General features: G+C 37.5%; 21 protein-coding genes and 1 pseudogene. 2 read left to right on the forward strand and 20 right to left on the reverse strand.

The window, feature by feature from the left end:
- Positions 1–82: 82 nt before the first annotated feature.
- The 5 genes from lptB to RIV7116_RS29695 form a co-directional block, all read right to left on the reverse strand.
- Positions 83–811 carry an LPS export ABC transporter ATP-binding protein gene (lptB, locus tag RIV7116_RS29675; protein ID WP_015122038.1) on the reverse strand — a complete coding sequence of 243 codons (729 nt, stop codon included), beginning with the start codon at positions 809–811 and terminating at the stop codon, positions 83–85.
- A gap of 25 nt (positions 812–836) precedes the next feature.
- Positions 837–1,322, reverse strand: a complete 486-nt coding sequence (locus tag RIV7116_RS29680; protein ID WP_015122039.1) for an LptA/OstA family protein — start codon at positions 1,320–1,322, stop codon at positions 837–839.
- 332 nt (positions 1,323–1,654) lie between these two features.
- Positions 1,655–2,044: a DUF309 domain-containing protein gene (locus tag RIV7116_RS29685; RefSeq protein WP_015122040.1), complete on the reverse strand. Its 390-nt coding sequence runs from the start codon at positions 2,042–2,044 to the stop codon at positions 1,655–1,657.
- A 10-nt stretch (positions 2,045–2,054) separates the two neighbouring features.
- Positions 2,055–2,444, reverse strand: coding sequence for a ferredoxin thioredoxin reductase catalytic beta subunit (locus RIV7116_RS29690; RefSeq protein ID WP_015122041.1), 390 nt, complete (start codon positions 2,442–2,444; stop codon positions 2,055–2,057).
- Positions 2,445–2,648: 204 nt separating this feature from the next.
- Positions 2,649–3,803 carry a DUF58 domain-containing protein gene (locus RIV7116_RS29695; protein ID WP_044291260.1) on the reverse strand — a complete coding sequence of 385 codons (1,155 nt, stop codon included), beginning with the start codon at positions 3,801–3,803 and terminating at the stop codon, positions 2,649–2,651.
- A 325-nt stretch (positions 3,804–4,128) separates the two neighbouring features.
- Here RIV7116_RS29695 and RIV7116_RS35370 point away from each other — a divergent pair, with 325 nt between their 5' ends.
- Positions 4,129–4,293 (forward strand): YqaE/Pmp3 family membrane protein, encoded by a 165-nt coding sequence (locus tag RIV7116_RS35370; RefSeq protein WP_015122043.1) that lies wholly within the window; start codon positions 4,129–4,131, stop codon positions 4,291–4,293.
- Positions 4,294–4,671: 378 nt separating this feature from the next.
- On the opposite strand, the gene hypB is transcribed toward RIV7116_RS35370, so the two are convergent.
- The 14 genes from hypB to RIV7116_RS29775 all read right to left on the reverse strand — a co-directional run bounded on the left by hypB (position 4,672) and on the right by RIV7116_RS29775 (position 20,084).
- Positions 4,672–5,499, reverse strand: a complete 828-nt coding sequence (gene hypB, locus RIV7116_RS29705; protein WP_015122045.1) for a hydrogenase nickel incorporation protein HypB — start codon at positions 5,497–5,499, stop codon at positions 4,672–4,674.
- Positions 5,490–5,831, reverse strand: coding sequence for a hydrogenase maturation nickel metallochaperone HypA (gene hypA / locus RIV7116_RS29710; protein WP_015122046.1), 342 nt, complete (start codon positions 5,829–5,831; stop codon positions 5,490–5,492). Before hypA ends, hypB begins: the two co-directional genes overlap by 10 nt.
- Before the next feature lie 257 nt (positions 5,832–6,088).
- A complete protein-coding gene (gene hypE, locus RIV7116_RS29720) occupies positions 6,089–7,189 on the reverse strand; it encodes a hydrogenase expression/formation protein HypE (protein ID WP_015122047.1) in 1,101 nt (366 codons plus the stop codon).
- A 110-nt stretch (positions 7,190–7,299) separates the two neighbouring features.
- The gene (locus tag RIV7116_RS29725; RefSeq protein ID WP_015122048.1) at positions 7,300–7,515 is read right to left on the reverse strand and encodes a 4-oxalocrotonate tautomerase family protein; all 216 of its coding nucleotides are present in this window, start codon (positions 7,513–7,515) and stop codon (positions 7,300–7,302) included.
- 71 nt (positions 7,516–7,586) lie between these two features.
- Positions 7,587–8,708, reverse strand: a complete 1,122-nt coding sequence (gene hypD, locus RIV7116_RS29730; protein WP_015122049.1) for a hydrogenase formation protein HypD — start codon at positions 8,706–8,708, stop codon at positions 7,587–7,589.
- Between the two features lie 106 nt (positions 8,709–8,814).
- Complete coding sequence (locus tag RIV7116_RS29735; protein WP_015122050.1) at positions 8,815–9,069, reverse strand: HypC/HybG/HupF family hydrogenase formation chaperone; 255 nt, start codon at positions 9,067–9,069, stop codon at positions 8,815–8,817.
- Positions 9,070–9,201: 132 nt separating this feature from the next.
- Positions 9,202–11,565: a carbamoyltransferase HypF gene (hypF, locus tag RIV7116_RS29740; protein WP_015122051.1), complete on the reverse strand. Its 2,364-nt coding sequence runs from the start codon at positions 11,563–11,565 to the stop codon at positions 9,202–9,204.
- A 245-nt stretch (positions 11,566–11,810) separates the two neighbouring features.
- Positions 11,811–12,953, reverse strand: a complete 1,143-nt coding sequence (locus RIV7116_RS29745) for a hypothetical protein (protein WP_015122052.1) — start codon at positions 12,951–12,953, stop codon at positions 11,811–11,813.
- 175 nt (positions 12,954–13,128) lie between these two features.
- Positions 13,129–13,605 (reverse strand): NifU family protein, encoded by a 477-nt coding sequence (locus RIV7116_RS29750; RefSeq protein WP_015122053.1) that lies wholly within the window; start codon positions 13,603–13,605, stop codon positions 13,129–13,131.
- Positions 13,606–13,848: 243 nt separating this feature from the next.
- Positions 13,849–14,073, reverse strand: coding sequence for a hypothetical protein (locus tag RIV7116_RS29755; protein WP_015122054.1), 225 nt, complete (start codon positions 14,071–14,073; stop codon positions 13,849–13,851).
- 8 nt (positions 14,074–14,081) lie between these two features.
- A complete protein-coding gene (locus RIV7116_RS29760; protein WP_015122055.1) occupies positions 14,082–14,348 on the reverse strand; it encodes a hypothetical protein in 267 nt (88 codons plus the stop codon).
- 107 nt (positions 14,349–14,455) lie between these two features.
- On the reverse strand, positions 14,456–15,421 hold the full coding sequence (locus tag RIV7116_RS29765; protein ID WP_015122056.1) for a hypothetical protein: 966 nt from the start codon (positions 15,419–15,421) through the stop codon (positions 14,456–14,458).
- Positions 15,422–16,541: 1,120 nt separating this feature from the next.
- Positions 16,542–17,333, reverse strand: coding sequence for a DUF928 domain-containing protein (locus tag RIV7116_RS34330; protein ID WP_015122057.1), 792 nt, complete (start codon positions 17,331–17,333; stop codon positions 16,542–16,544).
- A gap of 162 nt (positions 17,334–17,495) precedes the next feature.
- A complete protein-coding gene (locus RIV7116_RS29775; protein ID WP_232435735.1) occupies positions 17,496–20,084 on the reverse strand; it encodes a CHAT domain-containing protein in 2,589 nt (862 codons plus the stop codon).
- A 1,150-nt stretch (positions 20,085–21,234) separates the two neighbouring features.
- Here RIV7116_RS29775 and RIV7116_RS29780 point away from each other — a divergent pair.
- Positions 21,235–23,436: a CHASE2 domain-containing protein gene (locus RIV7116_RS29780; protein WP_015122059.1), complete on the forward strand. Its 2,202-nt coding sequence runs from the start codon at positions 21,235–21,237 to the stop codon at positions 23,434–23,436.
- Between the two features lie 893 nt (positions 23,437–24,329).
- Here the strand turns inward: RIV7116_RS29780 and RIV7116_RS35375 are convergent.
- Positions 24,330–24,503, reverse strand: a pseudogene (locus RIV7116_RS35375) (four helix bundle protein); the annotation flags it as partial.
- Positions 24,504–24,547 lie beyond the last annotated feature (44 nt).

The following is a 24,547-nucleotide window of genomic DNA, read 5'->3' on the forward strand; positions in this document are numbered from 1 at the left end:
AGAGGGGGAGAATAAATAATTATTTCCAATGCCCAATGCCCAATGCCCAATGCCCAATTACCAATGCCCAATTCCCAATTTATTAGACTTGAAAATTTTCACCCAAATAATATTGCCTGACAAGGGGATTGTCGTAAAGTTCATCGGAGGAACCGGAGGCTAGTATTTGTCCTTCGCGCATGATGTAACCCCTATCGGTAATGTCAAGAGTTTCGCGAACATTGTGATCTGTGATCAAGATTCCCATGTTGCGATCGCGAAGTTGGGCGACAATTTCTTGAATTTCGGAAACTGCAATGGGATCGACTCCAGCAAAGGGTTCATCTAAAAATAAAAATTTGGGGCCTTCTCTTCCTGATGCTAAAGCTCTTGCTAATTCGGTTCTGCGTCTTTCTCCTCCGGAAAGCTGAATTCCTTTACTATCGGCGACTTTTTCTAAACTAAATTCTCGTAATAGCCTAATAACACGTATATCCCATTCCGGACGCGGTACCTTAGTTTGTTCGAGTACCAATAGAATATTTTCCCGCACGGTTAATTGACGAAAAACGCTTGCTTCTTGGGCTAAATAACCAATACCCAAACGCGCCCTGCCGTGCATGGGAATAGCTGTAACATCGCGTTTATCAAGCCAAACCGTTCCTCTATCGGGTTTTTCTAAACCGGTAGCAATATAAAAAGTCGTCGTTTTACCAGCACCATTTGGTCCTAATAAACCGACGATTTCGCCTTGAGCAACGGAAAGATTAACGCGATTTACAATTGTCCGCTTCCCGTAGGATTTGTGAATGTTCTCTAAAACAATTTTCACGATTTGCGCTCGTTATTTGTCTTTTCTAATTAGAACGTCTTAAGTTTGGTGTTGAAGGTGCCCTGTTAGGTGAAGCATTGGGAGCATCGTCCACAACATATACAGATTCTACCTGTCTGCCGCTTTTTGGTGTAGCAACAAATCGTCCTTCATCAATTAAATAAGTAACAGTTTCTCCCCGAATGCTGTTGGTGCCGCCTTGTAAAATATACACGCCACCACTAAGAATAATCCGACGCTCTCGATTAAAAAATTGTGCTTGAGCTGCGGTTGCTTTTATCTGGCGAGCGGGATACGAAAGCTGTACGTTACCCCTTGCGGTAACTACCTGAGTATTAGAATTATATTCCTGCACATCCGCACGAATACTCAAAGGACGATTATCCGCAGTTTGAGCTATAGCAGTTTGTAGCTGAGTAGGAAAAACTACCGCGCCACACAGTGCAACCGGTAACATTAAAGCGAAACCGAGACGACGCAATTGAAGTTTAGGTAAGCGGTAGTTGTACATAATAGCTGTGTAGGAGTGATAATAAGCAATAATTTTGGTTCGTACTTTAATTATCTCAAGTACTATATCAAAACGTTATATTTACCGATAGATGACTATTTGATTACAAATAATCTACACAATACCTGACGCTTCAATAACCGCCAAAGTTTCAACAGCGAACAGTGAACAGTCAACAGTCAACAGTGAACAGTGAACAGTTATCAGTGAACAGTGAGCAGTGAGCAGTGAACAGTTATCAGTTACCAGTAACAAGTTATCAATTACCAATTACCAATTACCAATTACCAATGCCCAATGCCCAATGCCCAATGCCCAATTACCAATCTTAATTACTCTTTAACTATCAAAATCCGGGGAAGGGGTAAAGTATCTGCTTCGAGTTGGGAAGAGTCAATTTGCTCTAGCTGATTTTTCTGTAGTGCTTTTAATAAAGCTATGCTTTGCTCTAATAATTCATCAACATCAACTTGACAATAAACTGAAGGATAGCGAGCAAGACGGTTGCTACCTTCACCTAGTAAAATTATTGCGCCTTTGAAATTGCCGTTACCCAAATGATAAAGCGCTACTGAAATTTGTAAAATTCCTTGATAAAAAGTTTTGTCTGGCTCTACGGCTTCCATCCATAAAGCTTCTAAGGTATCGTGACAGGCATAGAATTGACCTGTATTAAACAGTTCTATGCCTTGCCAAAATTCTTGGGGAATTGCTTGGCTCATAAAAGATGCATTAACCCATGCTATCTCTTACTTCTTTAATCGTATCCAAAGAGATATCCTGCTTGTCGCCAGCAAATTCATTATCGGGAGTTAAGAAAAGCATACAATGACATTCCTTACGCTCCCGCATTGGTACGCAGGGACAATTCCAAAAAGTTGCGCTAACTTCGGCTTCTTTGTCTTCATAATGACGGCAGGGACACAAAGGGGCACCTAAATCATCTTTATGCTTGGCAAGCCCTTCGATAACAACTGCTGTAACAGAGGGTTCGGAACAAAAGTAAGTTCCGGTACGCTTAGCATATTGTTCCGAAAAACGCCGCATTGCTTCTAAACTTTTATCTGTAGATGTAGTATTTTCTTCTGATGGAGATTTAGTATTTGCTTCTGATGAAATCATAAGGAAAGGCTTCTTTAATTTAATATGTATGCATTGTACCTCACCATCTGTGAGCTAATACTAGGGGAATTTACCCCAACTTATATTTACTATTAGTTAACAAAAATTTACGATTGCTATTCTATGCTTTGTGTAAGGCAATTATTCAATTTCATTTAAATTTGATTGATTGAAATTTTGAATATACCTGTTTGGAAATAATTATCAATTTAATGGTTGCTGAAGCAGAGCTTGTAAAGGTTGTTCGGAGTTAATGACAATACCTGGCACATCTCTATTGATGACAGCTTGGGGCTGCGATGATGAAATATTTTGCCATAGCATCCAGCGACTGCTGTAAGGAAGCGAAGAAAATGTCGTTGGATTTTGAGTTAACCAAATCAAAGGTTTATCTGTAGGCTGCGGTTTAATGACTTCATCTTGGGGATTAATTGCTGCTAAGGCTTCGAGAACATCTCTTTTTCTGCTAATTATACCTGTGGAAGCCGTCCATAGCTGTACCTGCATTAGTTGCTTTTGTGCATAGAAATACATTGAAGCTGCGGCAATTACTGCTTCCTCAAAATTGTTTTCTTCCCACTCACCATTATCTATAGCAATAATAATTTCCTGTCCGCTTGTGAGCATTTCTAATTCGCGTACTCGTAAATCCCCGTAACGGGCGCTGCTTCGCCAATGAATTAATCGTAAAGGATCTCCTATGCGATAGGGACGTAAAGAGCGGGTTAATCCTTCACTAGCTGTTTGCAGAGGGTTGCCGCGAGGTTGTCCTCTGCTGCTATCTTCCTTACCCATGTCATCAACTAAAGGGCAACATTTGAGCGGTAAAACTTTCGGGTAGACAATTGCGATCGCGTCTAATTGACGTTGGCGGCGGCTCCAAAATAACCCAAGAGGCGCGGCGGTTGCTAATTCTACATTCTGCCAGCGGTAAATACCCCGACGTTCGGTAGGCTGATAATATACCCAGCTATAGGTAGTTTTCGGCGAGATAGTTTCAATTGGGTGTAGCTGTGGTTTATCTAAAACGAAAGGTAATTTATCTTCTATTTGCAATAAAGAAACCGGCTTCTTGGTTTGATTCAAAATTTCTAATTCAACAGTTAAATCATCTCCAGCAGTAACTGGTTGAATCATTTTTCGCTGAAGCTGCAAGCCTTTCAAAGATTTCGGTGATAAAAAAGCAGTATAGCCGAGTAAAGCAAAACTCAACCCGCTGATAGCATACAGCCAGCCAGCCATGGTATTCATAGCTGCCCCGAAAAAACAAATCGAAATTCCCGCTAATACCAAACCACCATATGCAGGGGCACAAAAACGAGATTCCAACCAATAACCAATGCGGCGAATCATATTTATGAGATGCGTGTATTCAAATTCACCCCGGTTTTAACATTTTTTCTTTGCGGATGGCGAGTGAGATTTAATTATTTCAGATATTTGATTTTGTTTACTTGAGATTTTTAACTTTAAATAAAAATACTGATTACTTTGCCCAAATCATATGTTGTATTTGTATTTGTATTAGTGCAGTCAAGGAGTTTAATATCTATTTAACAAAATATGTAGAGACATTTATAATTTTTCAAAACCGAATTATTTTTCTATTTAATGTTTGTTAATCAACCAAGTTTTATCTAGATAAAGCATTATTATCGGAGTATCGTAACAACAGGTAAAAATTATGGGATTCGATCTAGTTCGCTTTCTTTGCGCTCTGTTATTGCCCCCCGTAGGAGTATTTTTACAAGTTGGATTTGGCTTCCATTTTTGGCTAAATATTGTTTTGACTTTATGTGGTTTTGTTCCCGGTATCGCACATGCATTTTGGGTGATTTATACTAAGTAAGCTTCTTAACAATTAGGTAGACAGATATTCTACCTATTTGTTTTAAGTTTATATAAACTAAATTTTTCGCATAAAAATACTAGATAAAGTTTTGACACTAAATAAGCAAACTGTAGCTTTTCTATACGTCGAATAATTCAAACAGCTTTATATTAAAAAGGCAACAAATATAGGTAAACTAAGGATAATATTTAATGGAAATCATAAGTTTAGATAATGCAATTTGGCTGTTACCAGTTTCGGTAGTTAGCATAACAATATTTTTTTCATTACGCTTACTCGTGCAATTAATTAACCAAGTCTTGCTACTTAATATCGAATCAGATGAATTTGGACTTTAATCATTTTTATTCATAGATAAGCATCTAAAATAAGTATTTACTTCCTTAACCATTGATACCAATCATCTAAACCTTCTCCAGAAAGCGCAGAAACTTGAAAAATCTCTATATTAGGATTAACTTCTCGTGCGTATTCGATACATTTTTCTACATCAAACTGCACGTAAGGTAATAAATCAGTTTTCGTAATTATCATTACGTCACTAGCGCGGAAAATATGAGGATATTTGATTGGTTTATCTTCTCCTTCGGTAATCGAAAGAATAGCAACTTTTGCTTTTTCTCCTAAATCAAATAAAGCCGGACAAACTAAATTTCCTACATTTTCAATCATTACCACCGAATCAAGACTGGGATTAAGCTGCTGCAATCCTTTTTCCACCATCAAAGCATCGAGATGACAGCCAGTTCCAGTATTAATTTGTACAACTTTACAGCCAGTCTCTTCGATTTTTTTGGCATCGTTGATTGTTTCTTGGTCGCCTTCAATTACACTGATAGTTAATCTATCTTTTAAATCGTTAATAGTACGAGTTAATAAAGTTGTTTTTCCCGAGCCAGGGGAACTCATTAAATTCAACGCCAAAATATTTCTACCTTTAAACCATCCCCGATTTTGGGCTGCGATTAAATCATTTTTAGCTAAAATATTTTGCTCTAAAGATATGGTTGTATTATGAATTTTGGCGTGAATTTCAGATGCATTATTTACTGTATCGTGGTTGTGTGAGTGAGAGATTACCGTACCATCAGCTAAAGTATGAGTGTGATGATGGTTGTCATCATGAGGTATTGCCAAAACTTCACCAGTTTGAGGATTAGTAATTTTTCCGCTATTATCCGAACAACCGCAGGTTACACACATAATTCTTCGACTTCTATTTCCTTAATTTTCAATTCTTCTCCAGCAATCAAGTCTAGTTGCTGACTGCCACAATTACATTTTCCAAAAGGCTTTTCTAAAGGAATTTGAGTACCGCATTGACGACAAACAGCTAAACCAGGAATTTCAACAATTTCTAATTTTGCCTTTTCTAAAACCGTTCCTTGAGAACAAATATCAAAACAAAACCGTACTGCATCTGGCATAATTGCCGATAGCTTACCAATTTCTAATAAAACTCGCTGGACTTTTTTCCCTTCAGCGCGATCGCAAACAATTGATACTATATTTTGAGTAATTCCAAGTTCGTGCATTTTCAGTGAACAGTTAACAGTTAGCAGTTAGCAGTGAGCAGTGAACAGTTATCAGTTAAGTAGGAGGGGGAGATGAGCCACTGCGTTGCCGAGATTTCCTCGGTTGTAGCAAGTGGCGTGGGGAAGAGGGGGAAGAAAACAACTACCAATCACCAATTACCAATTACCAATTACCAATTACCAATCACCAATTACCAATTACCAATTACCAATTACCAATTACCTATTACCAATTACCAATGCCCAATTCCCATTTTTTAACAAATTCTTGGTAATTGTTCGCCGACTAACATATCAATAATTCTTTTGGCTCCGAAGCTGGTTTTCAAAGATACTATTCCTTGGGGTGAGGCAGTTGCTTTGCCGATAATTGCAGCATTTTTTCCTGCTGGATGGGATTTCATTGCTAATAATACTTTGTCGGCATTTTCGCTTGCTACAGCTACTATTAATTTACCTTCGTTTGCTAAATAGAAAGGTTCTAATCCTAATATTTCACAAACTCCTTTGACTTCTTCACGAATGGGAATAGATTGTTCTTCAAGGCAAATTCCGACGTTTGAAGTTAAAGCAAATTCGTTTAAAACTGTTGCTAAACCACCTCTAGTTGCATCTCGCATTGCATGAATTTCGGGACAAACATCGAGTATTGTTGCAACTAAATCGTGTAATGGCTGACAATCGCTTTTAATATCGGACTCTAACGCTAATTCCCCGCGAGCAATTAAAATTGCTGTACCATGATTTCCAATTTCACCATTAATAATTATCGCATCTCCAGGTTTTATATTGCTAGCAGATATACAAATATGAGGAGGAATTACACCAATCCCAGTAGTATTTATAAACAGTTTATCCGCAGCACCTCTGGGAACAACTTTTGTATCTCCAGTGACAATTTGTACGTTTGCTTCTTGTGCTGCTGCTTGCATACTTTGAGCAACTTGACGTAATGTTTCTAAAGATAATCCTTCTTCTAAAATTACGCTACAGGTTAAATATAAAGGTTTTGCACCACCCACAGCTAAATCATTGACGGTACCATTAATAGCTAATTCTCCAATGTTGCCGCCAGGGAAAAATAAGGGTTCAACAACATAAGAATCAGTTGTAAAAGCCAGTTTATCTCCTAACTGCATCAAGTCTGATAAATCGAATTTTGCTTGGTCTTCTAATTGGGATAAATTAGGATTATTTGGATTACTAAAATTTGTCACAAAGATATCATCAATTAAATCCCGCATGGCTTTTCCGCCACTACCATGAGCAAGATTAATATGAGTATCTGTTACTTTGGCTTTTCGCTGGCGTTTTTTTTCAAGATTTTTAAAAAATTGATTTTGTGAGGGGATTGGCATTTTTTATATTCAATAAATTAAAAATATTGATTTTACAAAAGTGTCGATATGATTTTCAACATAGGGAGACGTTGCACTGCAACGTCTTTACATCAGTAATCAGTTATTTATTAAACGCCTTTTTCTTTGTGTCTACCTTTATGTTTATCGGAATGTAGTGTACCTCCAACAGACCAATTATTGCGTTCAAATTCATCGATATGAATGGTTACCCATTCGGGTTTTGTACCCATTGTAGAAACCATTGCATCGGTAATAGCTTTGGCTAGCTCTCGCTTTTTTTCTATGGAGTGTCCTTTCGCAATTTGAATAGTAATGAATGGCATAAGAATAAGGTTAAAGGTTAAAGGTTAGAGGTTAGAGGTTAAAGGTAGATATATGGAAATTTGATGACTGTTCACTGCTCACTGTTAACTGTTAACTGATTTTTCCCGTATTTATAGTAGGCTGCACAAGCACCTTCAGATGAAACCATGCAGGAACCGATTGGTTTTTCTGGGGTACAAGCTGTACCGAATACTTTACATTGCCAAGGTTTTAAAACTCCTTTAAGAATTTCTCCACATTGACAGGCTTTATGGTCAGGTATTTTTAAATTAGGAATGGTAAATTTAGTTTCAGCGTCAAATTTTGCATATTCGGAATTAATTTTTAATCCTGAGTATGGTATTTCATCTAAACCTCTCCACGCAAAGGTTTTTCTGACTCCAAATACTTGATTTATAGCTTTGATTGCTTGTTGATTTCCTTCTTTTTCTACTAAACGGCTATATTGATTTTCTACTTCGCAGCGATTTTCTACAAGCTGCCATAATAGCATCCAAATTGATTGCAAAATATCTAATGGTTCAAAACCAGAAATAACGATTGGTTTTTTATATTCTTGGGAAATAAATTCATATGGATTTGACCCGATTACCATACTGACATGACCGGGACCAACAAAACCATCTAACTGCAAATCGGGATTATCTAATAATGCTTTGAGTGCAGGAATCACTAAGACGTGATTGCAAAACATACTAAAATTATTTATATTTTCCGCTGCTGCTTGTAGGATTGTAAATGCCGTACTTGGTGCGGTAGTTTCAAAACCAATAGCGAAAAATACAACTTCTTTTTCGGGGTTGTTTTTAGCAATGTCCAAACAATCTAATGGTGAATAAACCATACGAATATCCGCACCACTAGCTCTTGCTTGCAGCAAGCTAATTTTTGAGCCAGGTACCCGCATCGTGTCACCAAAAGTTGTTAAAATAACGTTTGGATTTTGAGCAATATAAATAGCATCATCTATTCTACCTTTTGGCATTACGCATACTGGACAACCGGGACCATGAATTAATTCAACTGAAGATGGTAGAAACTCTTCTATACCGTATTTAAATATTGAATGCGTATGTCCCCCGCAAACTTCCATAATTTTAACGGGTTTTTTAAGCAAGCTTCCTAACTTTTGAATTTGCCATTCTAAGGCTTCGGCTTTGTAAGTATCTCGAAATTCATCGACGTATTTCATATGAAGGAAGGGGGGAGAGGGGGAAGAGGGGGAAGAGTTAGTAATTTCTTATTCGCTGTTCGCTACTTATAACTCCTAACCACTAACAACTAACAACTAACCAAATTTAATAATCAACCATTAATTCAGCCATTTCTTGCAGCAATTGCAGTGTTTCTGCTGCATCTTTTTCGTTAATTCTGTTCATTGCAAAACCGACATGAACTAATACCCAATCACCAATACATGATTCGGGTGGATGTTGTTCGTCTACAATACAAGCAATGTTAACTTGACGTTTAACTCCGCTTACGTCAACTGTTGCTAGTTTGTTTTTGATATCGGTTATTTCTATTATTTTACCGGGTATTCCTAGACACATTTTTTAATAGGTAATTGGTAATTGGGAATGGGGCATTGGGAATGGGGCATGGGGGATTGGGCATTGGGTATTGAGCGTTGGTAATTGGTGATAATTATGTATTCTTCTCCCCCTCTCCCCCCTCTTCCCCTTCTACCCCCTCTCTCTTTTCAAATTTTTTGCTGCTGCAATTACAGCTTGCCCGAGAGATAAACCACCATCATTGCAGGATACTAGGCTGTGGGTAAGTACATTAATTCCTAATGCTTGTAAGCGCTTTGTTACTTGCTTTAATAAAATACGATTTTGAAATACTCCTCCGGTGAGTGCTACGTGGTTTATTGAGTATTTTTTACTGAGAGTATTAACTGTTGCCACGATGGCGATCGCTAATCCTAAGTGAAATTTCGCAGCGATAATTTTTGTAGAAGTTTTCTGCTGTATATCGCTAAGGAGTGCTTTCCACATGGGATATGGATCTATATAATAAATGTTATCTAAAAAGTTAAGTTTGAAAGGATAAGTTAGCGTTTCTTTACGTTGATTTAATAGTTTTTCATCTATTAAAGCTTCCATTTCAATTGCTGCTTGTCCTTCGTAGCTACATTCTTCTCGACAAATTCCGATGGCTGCTGCTACTGCATCAAATAATCTACCTGTAGATGATGTTAAAGGTGTATTTAATAAACTTTTTTTTAAATTATTGATGGTTGTTAAGGGTTTTTGCTCTAAGTATTTAAAAATTTCTAAATTACCGTAACATTGCTTAATTTCTGACCAATCAAATGCTGATATCAGTTGAGCATAGGTATTACGCCAAGGTTGATAAATTGCTTTTTCTCCACCGATTAATGGAAAAGGTTTTAAGGTGGCTAATCTAGTAAAATTATCATAATCAGCTAATAAAAGTTCTCCTCCCCATAAAGTATTATCTTCACTGTAGCCCAAACCGTCTAAAGCAATACCTAAAACTGGTGGAGAATCTAATGGTAGTTTGTTTTCTACCATACAGGCAGCTATATGGGCATGATGATGTTGAATTTGATATAAATCAACTTGATTTGCAACTGCTAATTCTTTACCGAGTTTCGTTGATAAATATTCCGGATGCTTATCTACGGCTACAGCTTCCGGTTGATGCTCAAACAAGTTTAAATATAGATTGAGAGTATCCTGATAGCTTTGAAAAACCGCTGCATTTTCTAAATCCCCTAAGTGCTGAGATAAAATTGCTTTTCCATCTCGCAACAAACAAAAGGTATTTTTTAATTCGCTACCCATTGCTAGAATTTGCGGTGTATTTTCAAAACCTAACGGTAAATTTATCGGTGCTGGTGCATACCCTCTAGCACGACGAATAATTTGGACTTTATCTTCTACAACTCTTACTACCGAATCATCAACACGGTTAACAATATCTCTATTATGAAAAAGAAAATAATCAGCTATTTTGCTTAATTTATCTCGCGCTTCCTGATTGTTAATGCATTGTGGCTCGTCGGAAATGTTACCGCTAGTTAACACAATCGGACGATTCATTCTCCTTAAAATTAAATGATGCAATGGAGTATAAGGTAGCATGAAGCCCAAGGTGTTTTGCGCTGGTGCTATTAATGGAGAAAGAGGGAGATTGGGAGAATTTTCAGATATTTTAATTAAGACAATTGGTGCGATCGCGCTTTCTAATAATTCTTTTTCTGTGGTTGTTGGTTTGCAGTATTTTTCTATAACTTGTATATCTCTTGCCATTAAGGCGAAGGGTTTATAGTAACGCTGTTTTCGTTGACGAAGTTTTTCTACTGCTACATTATTGGTAGCGTCACAAGCAAGATGAATTCCTCCTAAGCCTTTGATTGCTACTATTTCACCTTTTTGCAATAAAGTACAGACAGCATCAACATCATCTAACATCGAAAACATCGCAGCCGTGACGGGTTTTCCATCAGCACGCTCTAACCAGGCATGAGGACCGCAAGTATAGCAAGCTACTGGTTGTGCGTGAAAGCGACGGTTCTCTATGTCTGCGTATTCCTCTCTGCATTCGGGACACATTGCAAACATCCCCATGCTGGTATTATAGCGGTCGTAAGGAATAGCATTAATGATACTCAAACGGGGTCCGCAATGAGTACAGTTGGTAAAAGGGTAACGATAGTACCTGCTCAAAGGGTCGAAAATTTCTTGTTTACAATCTTCGCAAGTAGCAGCATCGGGAGCAATTTGTGTTTTTATTGCAGTATTATTGCTATCAGAAATTACAAAGTCATTAAATACTAAATCCTGTTGAAAAGGAATTATTTTTAACCTATCAATATTTGCTAAAGGAGGAGATTCTTGCTGTATTCTCTTAATAAATTCTTCTATAGACTCTTGACTACCACATACTCTAATTAATACACCTTCACCATCATTACAAACATCACCTTTTAAGTTTAATTCCTTAGCAATACGGTAAACTGTAGGGCGAAAACCAACTCCTTGAACTGTTCCGCTAATTCTAATTTCTTCTATGTGCATTATATTGTGCTTTGAGCAAAACGCCCGCAGGCTATAAGCCTGGGGCTACAATTACCAAGCCTGCCTCCGCAGGCTAGATAAGTTACAGCCTGCGGAGGCAGGCTTTATTCATGTAGCGATACCCTTTAGGGTATTGCTAACTATAAGCCTGGGGCTATATTTATCAAACCTACCTCCCTAGGCTAGATAAGTTACAGCCTGCGGAGGCAGGCTTTATTCATGTAGCGATACCCTTTAGGGTATTGCTAACTAATTTTCCACAACAATATTCTATTATTCCCAGAGTCAGCTATAACTGCTGTATTATTGTGTACGTTAATGCCATAAGACCAATTTAAGCTATCGCGAGTTGGTAATCCATAATCGCGATTTTCACCTTTACTGTAAAAATCATTTTGCCCAATGACTAAATCGGCATAGGCACCTTGCAGCGATAAAATGGACTGTGGTTTTTTCCATGCTAATAACCGGGAATTTGCTGTATCGGTAACTAATAACCAATTTTGTGTAGCAGCAACACCATAAGGCATACTTAAACTATTAGCTTTAGGAAAATAAACACCTTGATTCATTTCAACTAAATCAAAAGTTTCTTGTCCCAAAACTACCGCACAAGGAGTATTGTTTTCTGTTGGTATTCCCTGCCAAATCATCACGCGATTATTACCCGCATCGCTGACAACTAAATTATTATCCCAAATAGTAATATCGTGACACCAGCGCATAGTGGAAGCATTAGCATTACCACCACCATTTTCATCGCGGGATTGCATATCAGGTTGTCCTAAAACAACATCTGCTGGTTGTCCGTTTTCTTCTGGTAACTGATGCCAAATCAGCAAACGACGATTTCCCGTATCGGCAACAAATAGCTTTCCTTGGTAATAGAAAACTCCATAGCACCAGTTTAAAGTATTTGCCGCTGCTGTTAAACTTCCGCGATTTGCTTGATTGCTGTTAAAATCAGTTTGTCCTAATACTATATCTGCCGGAACATTGCTATCTTCCGGGTTATTTTTCCAAATTAAGATTCGGTGATTCCAAGCATCAGCAACAGCCAATCCTTCCCCACAGCTACAGATTCCAGTCGGAACATTTACAGTATTTTTTTCTGGTTTACCTTTAGCATTTGCTCCTTCAAAATTAAAATTAGGTTGTCCAATTACCCAATCAGCAGGTTGACTATCTGTAGTTGGTAAATTTCGCCATCCTAATAATCGATGATGTCCCGTATCCGACACCCATAAAGGACCATTTTCTAAAACTAAACAAGCAGCACGAGGACCAAACATTTCTATATTGCTTGGTGCGAGGGGTATTGTTAATTCTCCTGATTTGAAAATTTTACCTAAAATAATTTCTGCATTTTCTTTCAATATTTCTGACATTGATAATAGTATTCTATAAAATTAACAACCTACCAGGGATTGCAAATCCCTATCTAATAGCAAAAGTCCTCTAAAGAGGACTGTAAAATAATTAAGTTATCCAAAATATAAAATTAATGCACAAGATAGATTTTTACAATCAAAAATATAAAACAAGTGCATCTCTTGTTAAAAATCATTTGACTGCTTTAACGTATTTTATTTCCGGACAATATTCTTTAATTGCTGTTTCAACTAATTGTGATAAAGTCAATGTAGAAGATGGACAATTGCCACAAGTTCCAATCAGTTTAACTTCTACAGTATCTGATTCCTTGACACCTACTAGTTCCACATCACCGGAATGAGTTTGTAAGCTCGGACGAATTTCATCAAGAGCGGTTTTAACTCTTTCAATTAAAGTTGCTGTCGGTGGTTTAACTAATTCATGATAAACAAGTAATCCATACACCACTTCATCTTTGACAGCATTTTTTAAAGCTGGCATCGAATCTTCCTTGAGGCTTTTAATCATTCGAGTTAAAGCTTCTTTATGCAAATCCTCAATTGCTCGCTTTAAACCTGATGCAACACATCTCTGACTTTCATCCCACTCTGATATTATTGCTTCAAAGCGGTTGATTTCTTCTACTAATTCTTTAATGCTTGTCATAAAATTTAGTTGTTAGTGGATAGTTGTTAGTTGTTGGTGTTTAGTTGTTATTTTATAGAAATCGGATTATCATCTTTAATTCGCTAAGCCAATTCAAGTAATAACTGATATAGCTAATCATTAATTGAAAATTACTGAGTCTCAATTATTAATATTCTCTATTCTTAGTAATCTGTAAACTATTAGTATAATATCAATAGCCACTAACAACTATCCACTAACAACTATCTACTAACAACTAACTCATTTCATTTTTAAATCTTTGAGTAAAAATGGCATAAATACGCCACCGACAAAGCTAGATAAGAATACTGGTACCCAAAAAGGAATTGTAGTCTGTGCCAAACAAAACATTATTCCGAAAGTTATGCTAATGCCAATTGATGTTTGTTTGACGAAATACATCGCATCGCGCATTAACTTCCCTTTGAAGAACAATTTTGCGGAAAACCAACCTATTTCTAACATAATTACTCCTAGAAACTACTTAATAAATTTAATACTATTAGTCCTAAAATTGCACCGGGGATAACTCCCGCAGGACCAAATAATCCACCTAAAATAGCAGCAAAATTATATCCTAATTCCTCTCCTGCTAACAGCATTCCACCAACAGCACCACCAATCATTGATACTATTGTTGCGACAAAAAACCATATAATACCTGTCAGTAAATTTAATTCACCAGTCATTAAACTAGTTACCATTCCGCTTAAGTCGTAATTCGTTAAAATGTCAGCCATTTGTTTTTAGATTATAGATTTTGAATTTCTTAGAACACATTTATTAAAGTTAATGATTTATTTCATTACCAATTACCAATGCCCAATGCCCAATTACCAATTACCAACTACCCATTACCTATACCCAATTCTCCCAATACCTGAGATACTGCCTGAGCTTGTGAAATCTGTCCGTTTTGAGTAAATATTTCCAAAGCTTGCTGATAGTAATCACGCGCTTTCAAGAGATTTTGCTGATTCCCAGCTTCGGGCTTGCTTAGTTTGTCTGGTAAGTTAATTAAGGCGTTGGCTTTATTTGCTATGGTGTTGGCGTATTCGATGGGAGTATTTTTAGGATTACGCACTTTCAAAGCTTCGTCATAAGCCGAAACAGCCCGCGAATTGTTCTCAAAGGGATGAGAAGAAGGTAAATATTGCAAAGCATTACCTAAATTGTTTTGCAACATTGCATATTCTCTGGGATGCTCGATGAGGTTAATGCGCTTCAAAGCCACCTCAAATGACTGCACCGCTAAGCCTTCAAACAAGTACTGCTGCTGCGAACCCCCAGACATTGAAAGATATGCGATCGCAATATTGTTGTGTAAAATTGCATATTCCTGCGGATATTTTTCCCAAGTAAAAACCTGTAGGGCTTCTTGATAAGCTTGAATGCTATCAGTCATCCGAGCCATGTTAGATGAAGCTAATGATTGCAGCACTAAACCTAAATTCATTTGTGCTTCTGCCGTCTCTTCGGGTGAAGCTAATTCTTCAAGTATAGATAGAGCATGTTCGTATGCTGTTTTAGCCTGTACAAGCAACTCTGGATTTTCTTCGGGAATAGCTTGTAATGCTCCACCTTTACCAATCAGAGCGCGAGCTTGGTAAAGAGGATGATTGTTACCGCATAACCCCAGAGCTTCATCGTATAGCGTAACGGCATTATACAAATCTTGAGCAGTTTTAGGCTTTTTGACAAAACCTTGTGCTACCTCAATCAGCATCTCTATTTTTTCTAGCGTTGTAGCAGAAGTGTCAGCAATTGCTTTTATTGCTGCTTTGAGTGCTGTATCTGTGATGCTATTGTTCATTACCATCAATAACTTGGAATGGAATGCAAAAAGGTGCTTATCTCCTGCATTACTTACTTAGGTTTGATTTAACCTTGGAATACAGGAAGCATAATTGCTTATTGTCTATAAGGGGCGTATGGTAGATAAACCTTTGTACTGCAATTTGAAAGGTTGCCGCAGCATGTTAAAAATTTATTTTTTTTAGCATTTATCACCCTAATAATTATATTATATTCCCAACAAAGCAATAAGAACAATAATATATTAAACTTTTTTTAATAGTTTATCTGCAATTTTTGTTTGCAACTTCTAGAAAATAAAAAGTTAATTTGATAACATTAACTTAAAATTATTCAAGTCTTTTAAGAAAAATAAATAGTATAAAAATATATACGTGTAGAGTTATATGTAAGTAATATTTTGTACATATATTTAATCTTCCTCTTATTTCAATTGATAAACTACAAAATAAAATATAAAAATACTTACATATAATTTGCTATATTTATTAATTTAATTGGTATTTAGAATAACTATTTTTATTAATGTTAATAAAATATTTTTGCAGTAAGTAACAAAAACTTATGTAAACAGACGAACAACTAAATAAAAAACTAATTGATATTAAAAAGAGAGAGAATAAGTTTAAGCTTGAAGTTTAAAAGTAAATAATTCTGATAACTGATAGATGGCTAATTTATTATGGTTACAAGGTGGCGCTTGTAGTGGCAACACCATGTCATAAGTCTATTCGCTATAGAACAAATTTTTCAAACCCCAAACTCGTTGCTATGCAAGGATTTTGATTTTTTGTTTGAAACATTGTTTATAAATATACAATATTAAGGCTTCAAACAGGGAGCATCCCGATGCCGGAACAAACATTTTACCCGACACCCTGCAAGGGTGCGGCTACATAAACGAAGCCCGACGACCTGGGCTAAGAATCTTAGTAGCCCAGGTCGTCGGGCTTGGTAGTATTAGCCCCAGGCTTGTAGTCTGCGGGCTTTTTGCCGCCATTGGGTGTTTAATAGCAATCCCCTAAATCCCCCAAGTTTGAGGGACTTTAAAATATATTTCTCCCCCAGAATTGGGGGTTGGCGGGCTGTTCATACTTTTAATCAGCAACGCCTTAAAATTAATTTTGTAATTCAGCCTTAGCTATTCCATCCAAACCAACAGATGCCAGTAAGTTTTCCCAAGCCGCAGCAACTTCTAAATCATTTGGTTGAGAACGTTTAAGTGCAGCAAGATTTTCTATCGCCTCAAACCAATATCCTGATTCGCTGTAAAGTATTACTTGTTCTAAAGATTGTGGTTTATTCAGTTGATTTGCTATTGCAGAATCGAGGGAAATTCGACGCACCAATCCTTCTGTAAAGGGGTTTTTGGGACCAGCTTGCTGACAAATCATCGACACTACAAATCGATAATCTTTATCTTTTTCTAAGGCTGCTTCTGTTTTTGGCAAAGTAAAACTAATAATCCCTGGAGCCTTATCTATATTTACCTCTGTTTGATAAATTCCTTCTCCTTCTTCATTTTCTAAAGTAAATTCTAAGGCTTTGGCTGAAGTTGCAGGCACATACACCATGAAACTCGGATGAGAAGATGCCGTTAAGCCTAATTTAGAGGATGGTAATAATGGAACTAAATTCTTGTCAATGCTTTTTACCTGAACTCCAATCGAATCTGCAACCCCCGATTGTTCGCACATACCGTTATTCCGTCTACCACCTCCAACTGCGTTTTTAGGCGCTCGCTCACCTTTGCGAGATTTAAATGCTACATTTGAGCGCTTACCAGCAGAAGTCGTTTTCTTGGGAGTTGCATCCTGTGCTTGAACTTGTGTTGTTGAAGCAGGAATTAAAGCACATTGAAGCAACAGGGTGGCTGCACTAAGCACTAAGCAATGTTTTATTCTATTCATCTTAAACTTTTTTGCTATATAGCTATATAAAATATAGTTCCCAAAATCGAGAGAGTACTAACAGAATTTGGAATTATTTGTTTAACATCTTGCACTATTCTCAAGAAGCCCAAAAAAAACCGGTTTCTTATTTATCAGCTTCCCCCTCTTCCCCCTCTCTCACTAAAGCCAATTACCAACAAGCACAAACGGTGCCCAATAAAATGGATGCTTAAATCTTTTTTGTTTAATTAATGAAATTTGAGCTTGACGTAATGCTTCTGCTTTAGAAATGTTTGATTGTGCCAATTGCTTGTAAAATTCCACCATGAATGCTGAAGTTGAGTTATCATCAACAGCCCACAAACTAGCTAGAGTACTGCGTGCGCCGGATCTAACTGCTACACCTGCAAGTCCTAATGCTGCTCTTTTATCTCCTTGTGCTGTTTGACAAGCGCTTAAAACTAATAGTTCGATGGGATTGTTGCTGTTTGTATCTCTCTTTTGCAGTAATTCACCTAATTGTTTAACATTTACGCGGTTATCCCAGGTGAGAACAAAGGTGTCTTTGGCGCTGGAACTAAATTGTCCGTGGGTTGCTAAATGTACAACGGGAAAGGGGGTATTACCGATTTTTTTTTCTATAGCTTTGGTGGTAAATTCTTGATTGAAAAGTACCTGGGAAGAAATTTTAGATTTAATTTGATTAATTTCGGTTTTGACTCCAGGAAGGGGAGTAAATCCTTGTCGAGATTCGCTCAAGCCTGCTACTAATAGTTTCAAATCTTTGTTTTCTAAAGGTCGAGTCGCAAATAATTGTAGTCCTGGTGTTAGTGCTAAATTGTACTTTTCTATTAAGTATTGTTGACCATCATAAAGTGCCGCCATTGGTAGATTTTTCATCGAACCATCGAGTACAAAAGCTAGGGTTTTGATGTCGTTTGACTGCAATTCTGTTTCTGCTGGCTTGATGAGTAAATCGTATAATTTTTGCGCGATCGCGAAACGTTCTTTTTTCAAAGATGTGCGTCTGAGAGAGCGCCGCATTTTTTTTATAATTGTTTCTAGTTCGCTTTGAGGAATTTGGCTGCTGTAATGACGTAAAGTTTGGTTGGGTAAGGAAAGAACAACTTCTAAACGGTCTGCTAAAATAATTGGATAAATAACTGCTGCTTGCGGGTCTATTTTGTCTATTTGTGTGGGACTATTAGTTAAGCAGGCTTCTCGAAAATAATTGTCTAATTCTGCTAGCTGCAAAGATTCTATTACTTGACGCGCTTTTTTGAGATTGTTTTGATTTGTTTGTGCAGTTTGTTTAACAGATTTATTTTCTGTCTTATCGGGTTGAAGCAATAAACTAACTAATTCCCGGTAAACTGGTTCGACACTTTCGCGAAAAGAAAACTGAATATTAACATTACTAGAAACTAAATCGTTACGAATTGTGCTTAAAGTATTGACAGCCTCACTGTATGCGGATATAGCTTTTTCTGTGTGATTTTGCTTTTTTAATAATCTTCCTAATTGCCATTGCCAGCGATAAGCAATATCGTTAGCGTTGCTTGTTTGAGCTAATACCAATGCTTTTTCGGTGAGTTTCTGTGCTTCCGATAGCTGCCCTGTTTTTTCGTAAACTTCTCCCAAATAACCCACAGCATAAGATTCTGCTCGTGAATCTCCGATGGTTTTAGCTTCTCGAATCGCTTTTGCGAGAAGTTTGGCAAGATAATCATTTCCTCTATTATTCTCTTTAATTTTTTCTAAGCTTTGGACAAAGTTGACTTTTGTATATACTGCTGTACGAGAAGGAGGTAAGCTTTCAATTAAAGTTTCTATTTGCGGTATCAATGCATTCGCTTGCTGCCATTTTTGCATATCTATTAACAAACGCAATTGATTCAACTGCACCTGAACTTTGTTAATTGGAGATGTTGATGCAATAATCGCTCGTTGATAATATTTAAAAGCTTCTTCGGGAGATTCTCTATCGCGAGCATTATTACCTAAACTAAGTAATGCCGCAGCGATATCTCTTTGCGAATCTAATTTTTCTGCGATAGCCAAACTTTGCTGTAAAACTTTCTCAGATGTTTTCAAATCTCCCATTAATCGCAGAGTATCGCCAAAATTAAGTAAACTAGCTGCTTTGATTAAAGATGGCGGTTGTTTTTGCAAGCTTTGATTGACTTGTTCTAAAGTAGCTTTAGCGCGGGGATAAAGCCCTAATGCTTTCAAAGCCTGGGATTGATTGATTAAACTGCGGATGTAGCCAACATTATTGTCTACTTTTTGATAATTTTTGCCAGCATTTACCCAGATATCCAGCGCTTGTTGGGTTTTTCCTTGGGATAGTAAAAGACTACCTTGGATATTTAAAGCAGCAGCTTGTAAAGACTTTGCTGGTAAAGAATCTAGATTATTTAGTAAGTTCAGACTATTTTCTATAGTTTGATTAGCTGGCTCTATTTTTCCTAGCTGTTGATATGCCAAAGCCAAATTACTCAGCACCGCACTTTGATTAAGAGCATCACCTTGAGAATTATAAATTTGTTGAGCTTGCTGCCATTTTGCTACAGCTTCTGCAAACTTTCCTGCTTGATAATATTGTTTTCCTGCTTGTACTAGTGCTTCTGTTGAGACTTCTTTCGCTTGAACCGCTGCAATATTTAATACCTGCGATCCTAAAGGAAAATTTAAATTAGTTAGGGTGATGCTTAGTAAAGTAAATATTAGCCCTAAACTAAAGCCTCTCAAGAATTTCCTGAAAGACAAATAAACAAGAATTATCTTGCAATTGGTAAAAATTTTATATAGTAACCGCATTTATTTTTAAAAACTTGTCTTATTTTTTACTTAAACTTGATTTCTGTTATAGCCTTTAAAGAAGCGATTTAGGGGAATTGTTTGGGAATAAGGAGAGGGGGAGAGGGGGAGAGGGGGTAGAAAAAAAGGAATTTTTATAGGTAGTTTTAGAGCGGCAGAGGAGTAATAAGTTCGTAGGGTGCGTTATAAACGCTAGTTTTAACGCACCGCAAATATTAACTACAAAATTAAATTCTTAGCTAAGGGGGTAAGGTTTTAATATATTTAGGACTTAGGCAACCGGCACATTTTGTTGTAGGGTGCTGTGACACTTTGAGTAACTGTGAACGTAGTAATACCATTTCTTTATAAAGATGCGCCTAATTTAGCCCGCGTAGGCGGGCTTAGTTTCAGTAGCCCCAGCCTTCCAGGCTGTTAGCGGAGCGTGTCCGTAAGGACATGGGCGATTAAGCGCAGCCTCATACAGAATTGGTATAACAATGTTTTCAGTGTCACGCACCAGCCTGGTATTGTGACAATTGCGTAAGTCCTAATATTTACAAATCGGAGCCTTGCCAATAATAATTCCCAGCCCGGAGGCTGGGAAGCAATTAAACAAGTTAATTAGAAAACTGTGGAGTGTGAGAATTCAAATTAAAGATTTGATCCTACACGGTGGTATTAGAAGTCAAATTTGAGAGACTTGCATAAACAGCATTGTTAGCGAAACCAACTACCATCAGAAGTAATTGAGTTAGATAACGGTTTTTACTGAAGCATCCCAATTATGCGCCCGCAGGCTAGAAGCCTGGGGCTAATACTGCCAAGCCCACCTGCGTGGGCTAAAAATCTTACTCCTATCCCGCTCTAAGATTACCGAAAATTTGTAGGTTGGGTTTCACTTCGTTCCAACCTACGTTATAGGTAATCTTCCACAAGGGAATAGTAGCCCACGCAGGTGGGCTTAGTTTATGTAGCCGCACCCTTACAAGGTGTCGGGTACTTCATCATCCTTTACTCGCTACTCCTAATATTTGCTATGCCCAATCTCCAATTTAGTGTTAGTTATCAATTAATTTTGGGAACCCTGAAACAGTAGCGCACGAACGGAAGTTTATTCATGTGGGTGAAGCTCAAACAGCTAATATGGCAGTGGCGTGGTGTTTTAATTGCTTCTCCTAGCGTTGGTGTTTTGTTGATTGGATTGCGCTTGGCTGGATTGCTACAACCTTTGGAGTTAGCAGCTTGGGATCAGTTTTTTCGTTTGCGCTCCTCGGAAGCGGTTGATTCGCGCATTACGATCGTTGAGATGAACGAATCGGATATACAAAAGCTGGGATATCCTTTATCAGATGAGAAGCTAGCGAAGTTATTATCAATCATCAAACAACATCAACCATCAGTTATTGGACTTGATATTTATCGCGATTTACCTGTAGAGCCGGGATTTAAGCAGCTTGAAGAAATTTTTGCATCCACACCTAATTTATTTGGAATTCAGAAGATGACGGGTAGTGCTTCTACCTTTGTCAATCCACCACCAAAGTTAAAGGAATTGGGACAGGTAGGCGCTTCTGATATAGTTATAGACCAAGACGGTAAAGTTAGACGAAATTTATTATCTATTGATTCGGAAGATGGGGAAACTATCTTAGGTTTAGGAACCCAGGTTGCTGTTAGCTATCTTGAAACCAAAGATATTTATCCAGAATTTGTGGGGGAAGAAGCTGAAAAGCTCAAACTCGGTAAAGGTATTTTAGTTGAATTAGATAAATCCGATGGCGGCTACGTGGGAAATGATATCGGTGGCTATCAGATTTTAGCTAACTTTCGCAACCTCCGCTCTGAATTCCCTACAATCTCGATGAGTCAAGTCTTAGCAGGGAAAATGCCCCCCGAATTTGTTCGCGATCGCATTGTTTTAATTGGTCCAACTGCGGCAAGTTTAGATGACTTCTTTTATACCCCTTATCGCAAGAGAGTTAGTGGAGTTACACTTCACGGGGACATTGCCAGTCAATTAATAAGTATGGCATTAGAAGGTCGTCCGCAAATTCAAATATGGTCAGATACTTATGAGCATCTGTGGATTTTTACATGGTCATTTATCGGAGCAATTTTCAGTTGGAAGCAGCGCTACAGGAAACAAACTGTTTCAACTTATTCTGCTACTTTTCTGATTTTACTTTTTGCGATTGGCTTAGTAGGTGGAAGTTATTTAGCTTTCTTGGTAGGGGCTTGGTGGATTCCGGTTATACCGGGATTATTATCTTTATTTGGCTCTGCAATTACCGTTACGGCAATTGTGGCTCGCGATACATCAACCATGCGTCAAACTTTTGGACGCTACTTAACAGATGAGGTAGTTGCAAGTTTATTGGAAACACCAGAAGGGTTAAAAATTGGCGGAGAAAAGAAAAATGTGACAATTTTAGTCTCGGATTTGAGGGGATTTTCCGCAATGTCGGAACAGGTTTCTCCAGAAAAAGTTGTAGAGATTATTAACCTGTATTTGGCGGAAATGACCGATATTATCAACAATTACAAAGGTACAATTAACGATTTTATGGGCGATGGCATCTTTGTCATGTTCGGTGCGCCGGTGTCTTTTGCAGATAACGCCCAACGCGCGGTAACTTGTGCTGTTGCCATGCAGTTAGCTATGGATGGAATCAACCAAAAACTAGCACAAATGAAGCTACCACCGTTAGAAATGGGTATTGGTATTCATTGCGGGGAAGTACTTGCCGGAAGTATTGGCTCAAAAGCCCGTGCTAAGTATACCGTAATGGGAAGCAACGTTAACCTGGCAGCAAGAATTGAAACTTATACCGTAGGTGGACAAATACTTGTCTCTCAAGAAACGGTAGATACCGTAGGAGAAATTATTCAACTCTCTGGAGAAATGCAGGTACAGCCCAAAGGATTCACCGAGCCAATTTCAATTTTTGAAGTTGGGGGAATTGGTGGTCAATATAATTTATTTTTACCTTCGGAGAAAGACTCTTTAATGGTATTAGAAAAAAAAATTCCTGTAAAATATCGAATTTCTGAAGGTAAGCATATTTCAGAATCAGAATTTGAAGGTTATTTTGTTAAACTGTCATTAGAAAGTGCTGAATTAATTACAAAAAATTCTTTAAAAGTGTTTAGCAATCTTCAGATACAATTAGCAGTAGAAAACGAGCAATTAAATCAGCAGCATCTCTACGGTAAAATAATCAAAATATTGGACGAAAATCAAAATTATTTTCGGCTTCGTTTCACTGCATTACCAACAGAAATTAAAGCTTGGTTTGAAGAATTGTGTGAGAAACAGTGAGCAGTGAGCAGTAATAATTCTTTCTTCCCCCTCTCCCCCCCGATCAAATATTGCTCTGACAAAAAGCTTGAGATATTTCCCCAGAATTAGCTACAGCTTCTGGTACTTCTGCATTAACCACCCATCCCAATACTGCTCGGTTAAGGAATCAGACACAATGGTTATATCCCCCCCAAACCCCCGCTAAATTGGGGGCTAAGTTCCCTCATTTTTAAGGAGGGTTAGGGAGGAGATCCTCTTAACCGATCGGTATTGCCACCCATCCTTGTGCTTCAACTATTTCTTTTCGAGTATTATTAGTTGAAGATATTGAAGATACAGAAGATTCAGAAGTCTTTTGATTTGCAGATGCACAAACCACATCTGGAGATTAAATTTTCTATATCAAATTGTTGGCGATCGCCAACAATTTGATTATTTGAATTAAAGATATAGGAGATTACCGAAATGAACCTTTGGGAATATTTTACCCAAAAATCCTTACATCAAGTATTATCCAAAGGCAAAACAATAAAATAATCGGTAAAAATTGTAATGAGTGTAGCATCAAAATATTGGATTTTAGTGAGGATTGACAGTTTTAGTTGCTGCAAAAGTGAAGTACTCGAAGCAGCGAAAGTGTTTTTGACGAGCAATTTTCTAATCTAACACACCAAAAGGAAATACCAGATAGGAATATTCAATGTCAACTTATACAATACTATCAGTCATTGCGAAGGAAGAGGGAAGAAGAAAGAAGAAAGAGGGTAAAAAGTTTGGAAGCAGCTCGTACAGTTCCCAAATAATAACCGCCAACGGACACTTGCTTCAACGGAGGGGAACCTCCGCAATGCAGTTTTCTCATAAATGGCAAGGCTTGTATCCTATGAGAAGTTAGAAGATTTATTTAACTTCTAACCTAACCGTGTAGCTACCATAATTCTTTGCATTCCATCAACCTCTTTCATGATTGGAATAAAAAGATTAGGTGGTGCTAAATTAACTCGACTAGCAATGATTAACTGTGTATCTAATTCTCTCAAACTTCCTAAAGCTATTTGCAAAAATCTAATATATTCGTTATTGCTTTAATCTTTTAAATTGCTACAAAACTCTTTTTGCAGCCTTTAAC

This window comes from Rivularia sp. PCC 7116, from assembly GCF_000316665.1.
In the GTDB taxonomy this organism is placed as follows: Bacteria; Cyanobacteriota; Cyanobacteriia; order Cyanobacteriales; family Nostocaceae; genus Rivularia.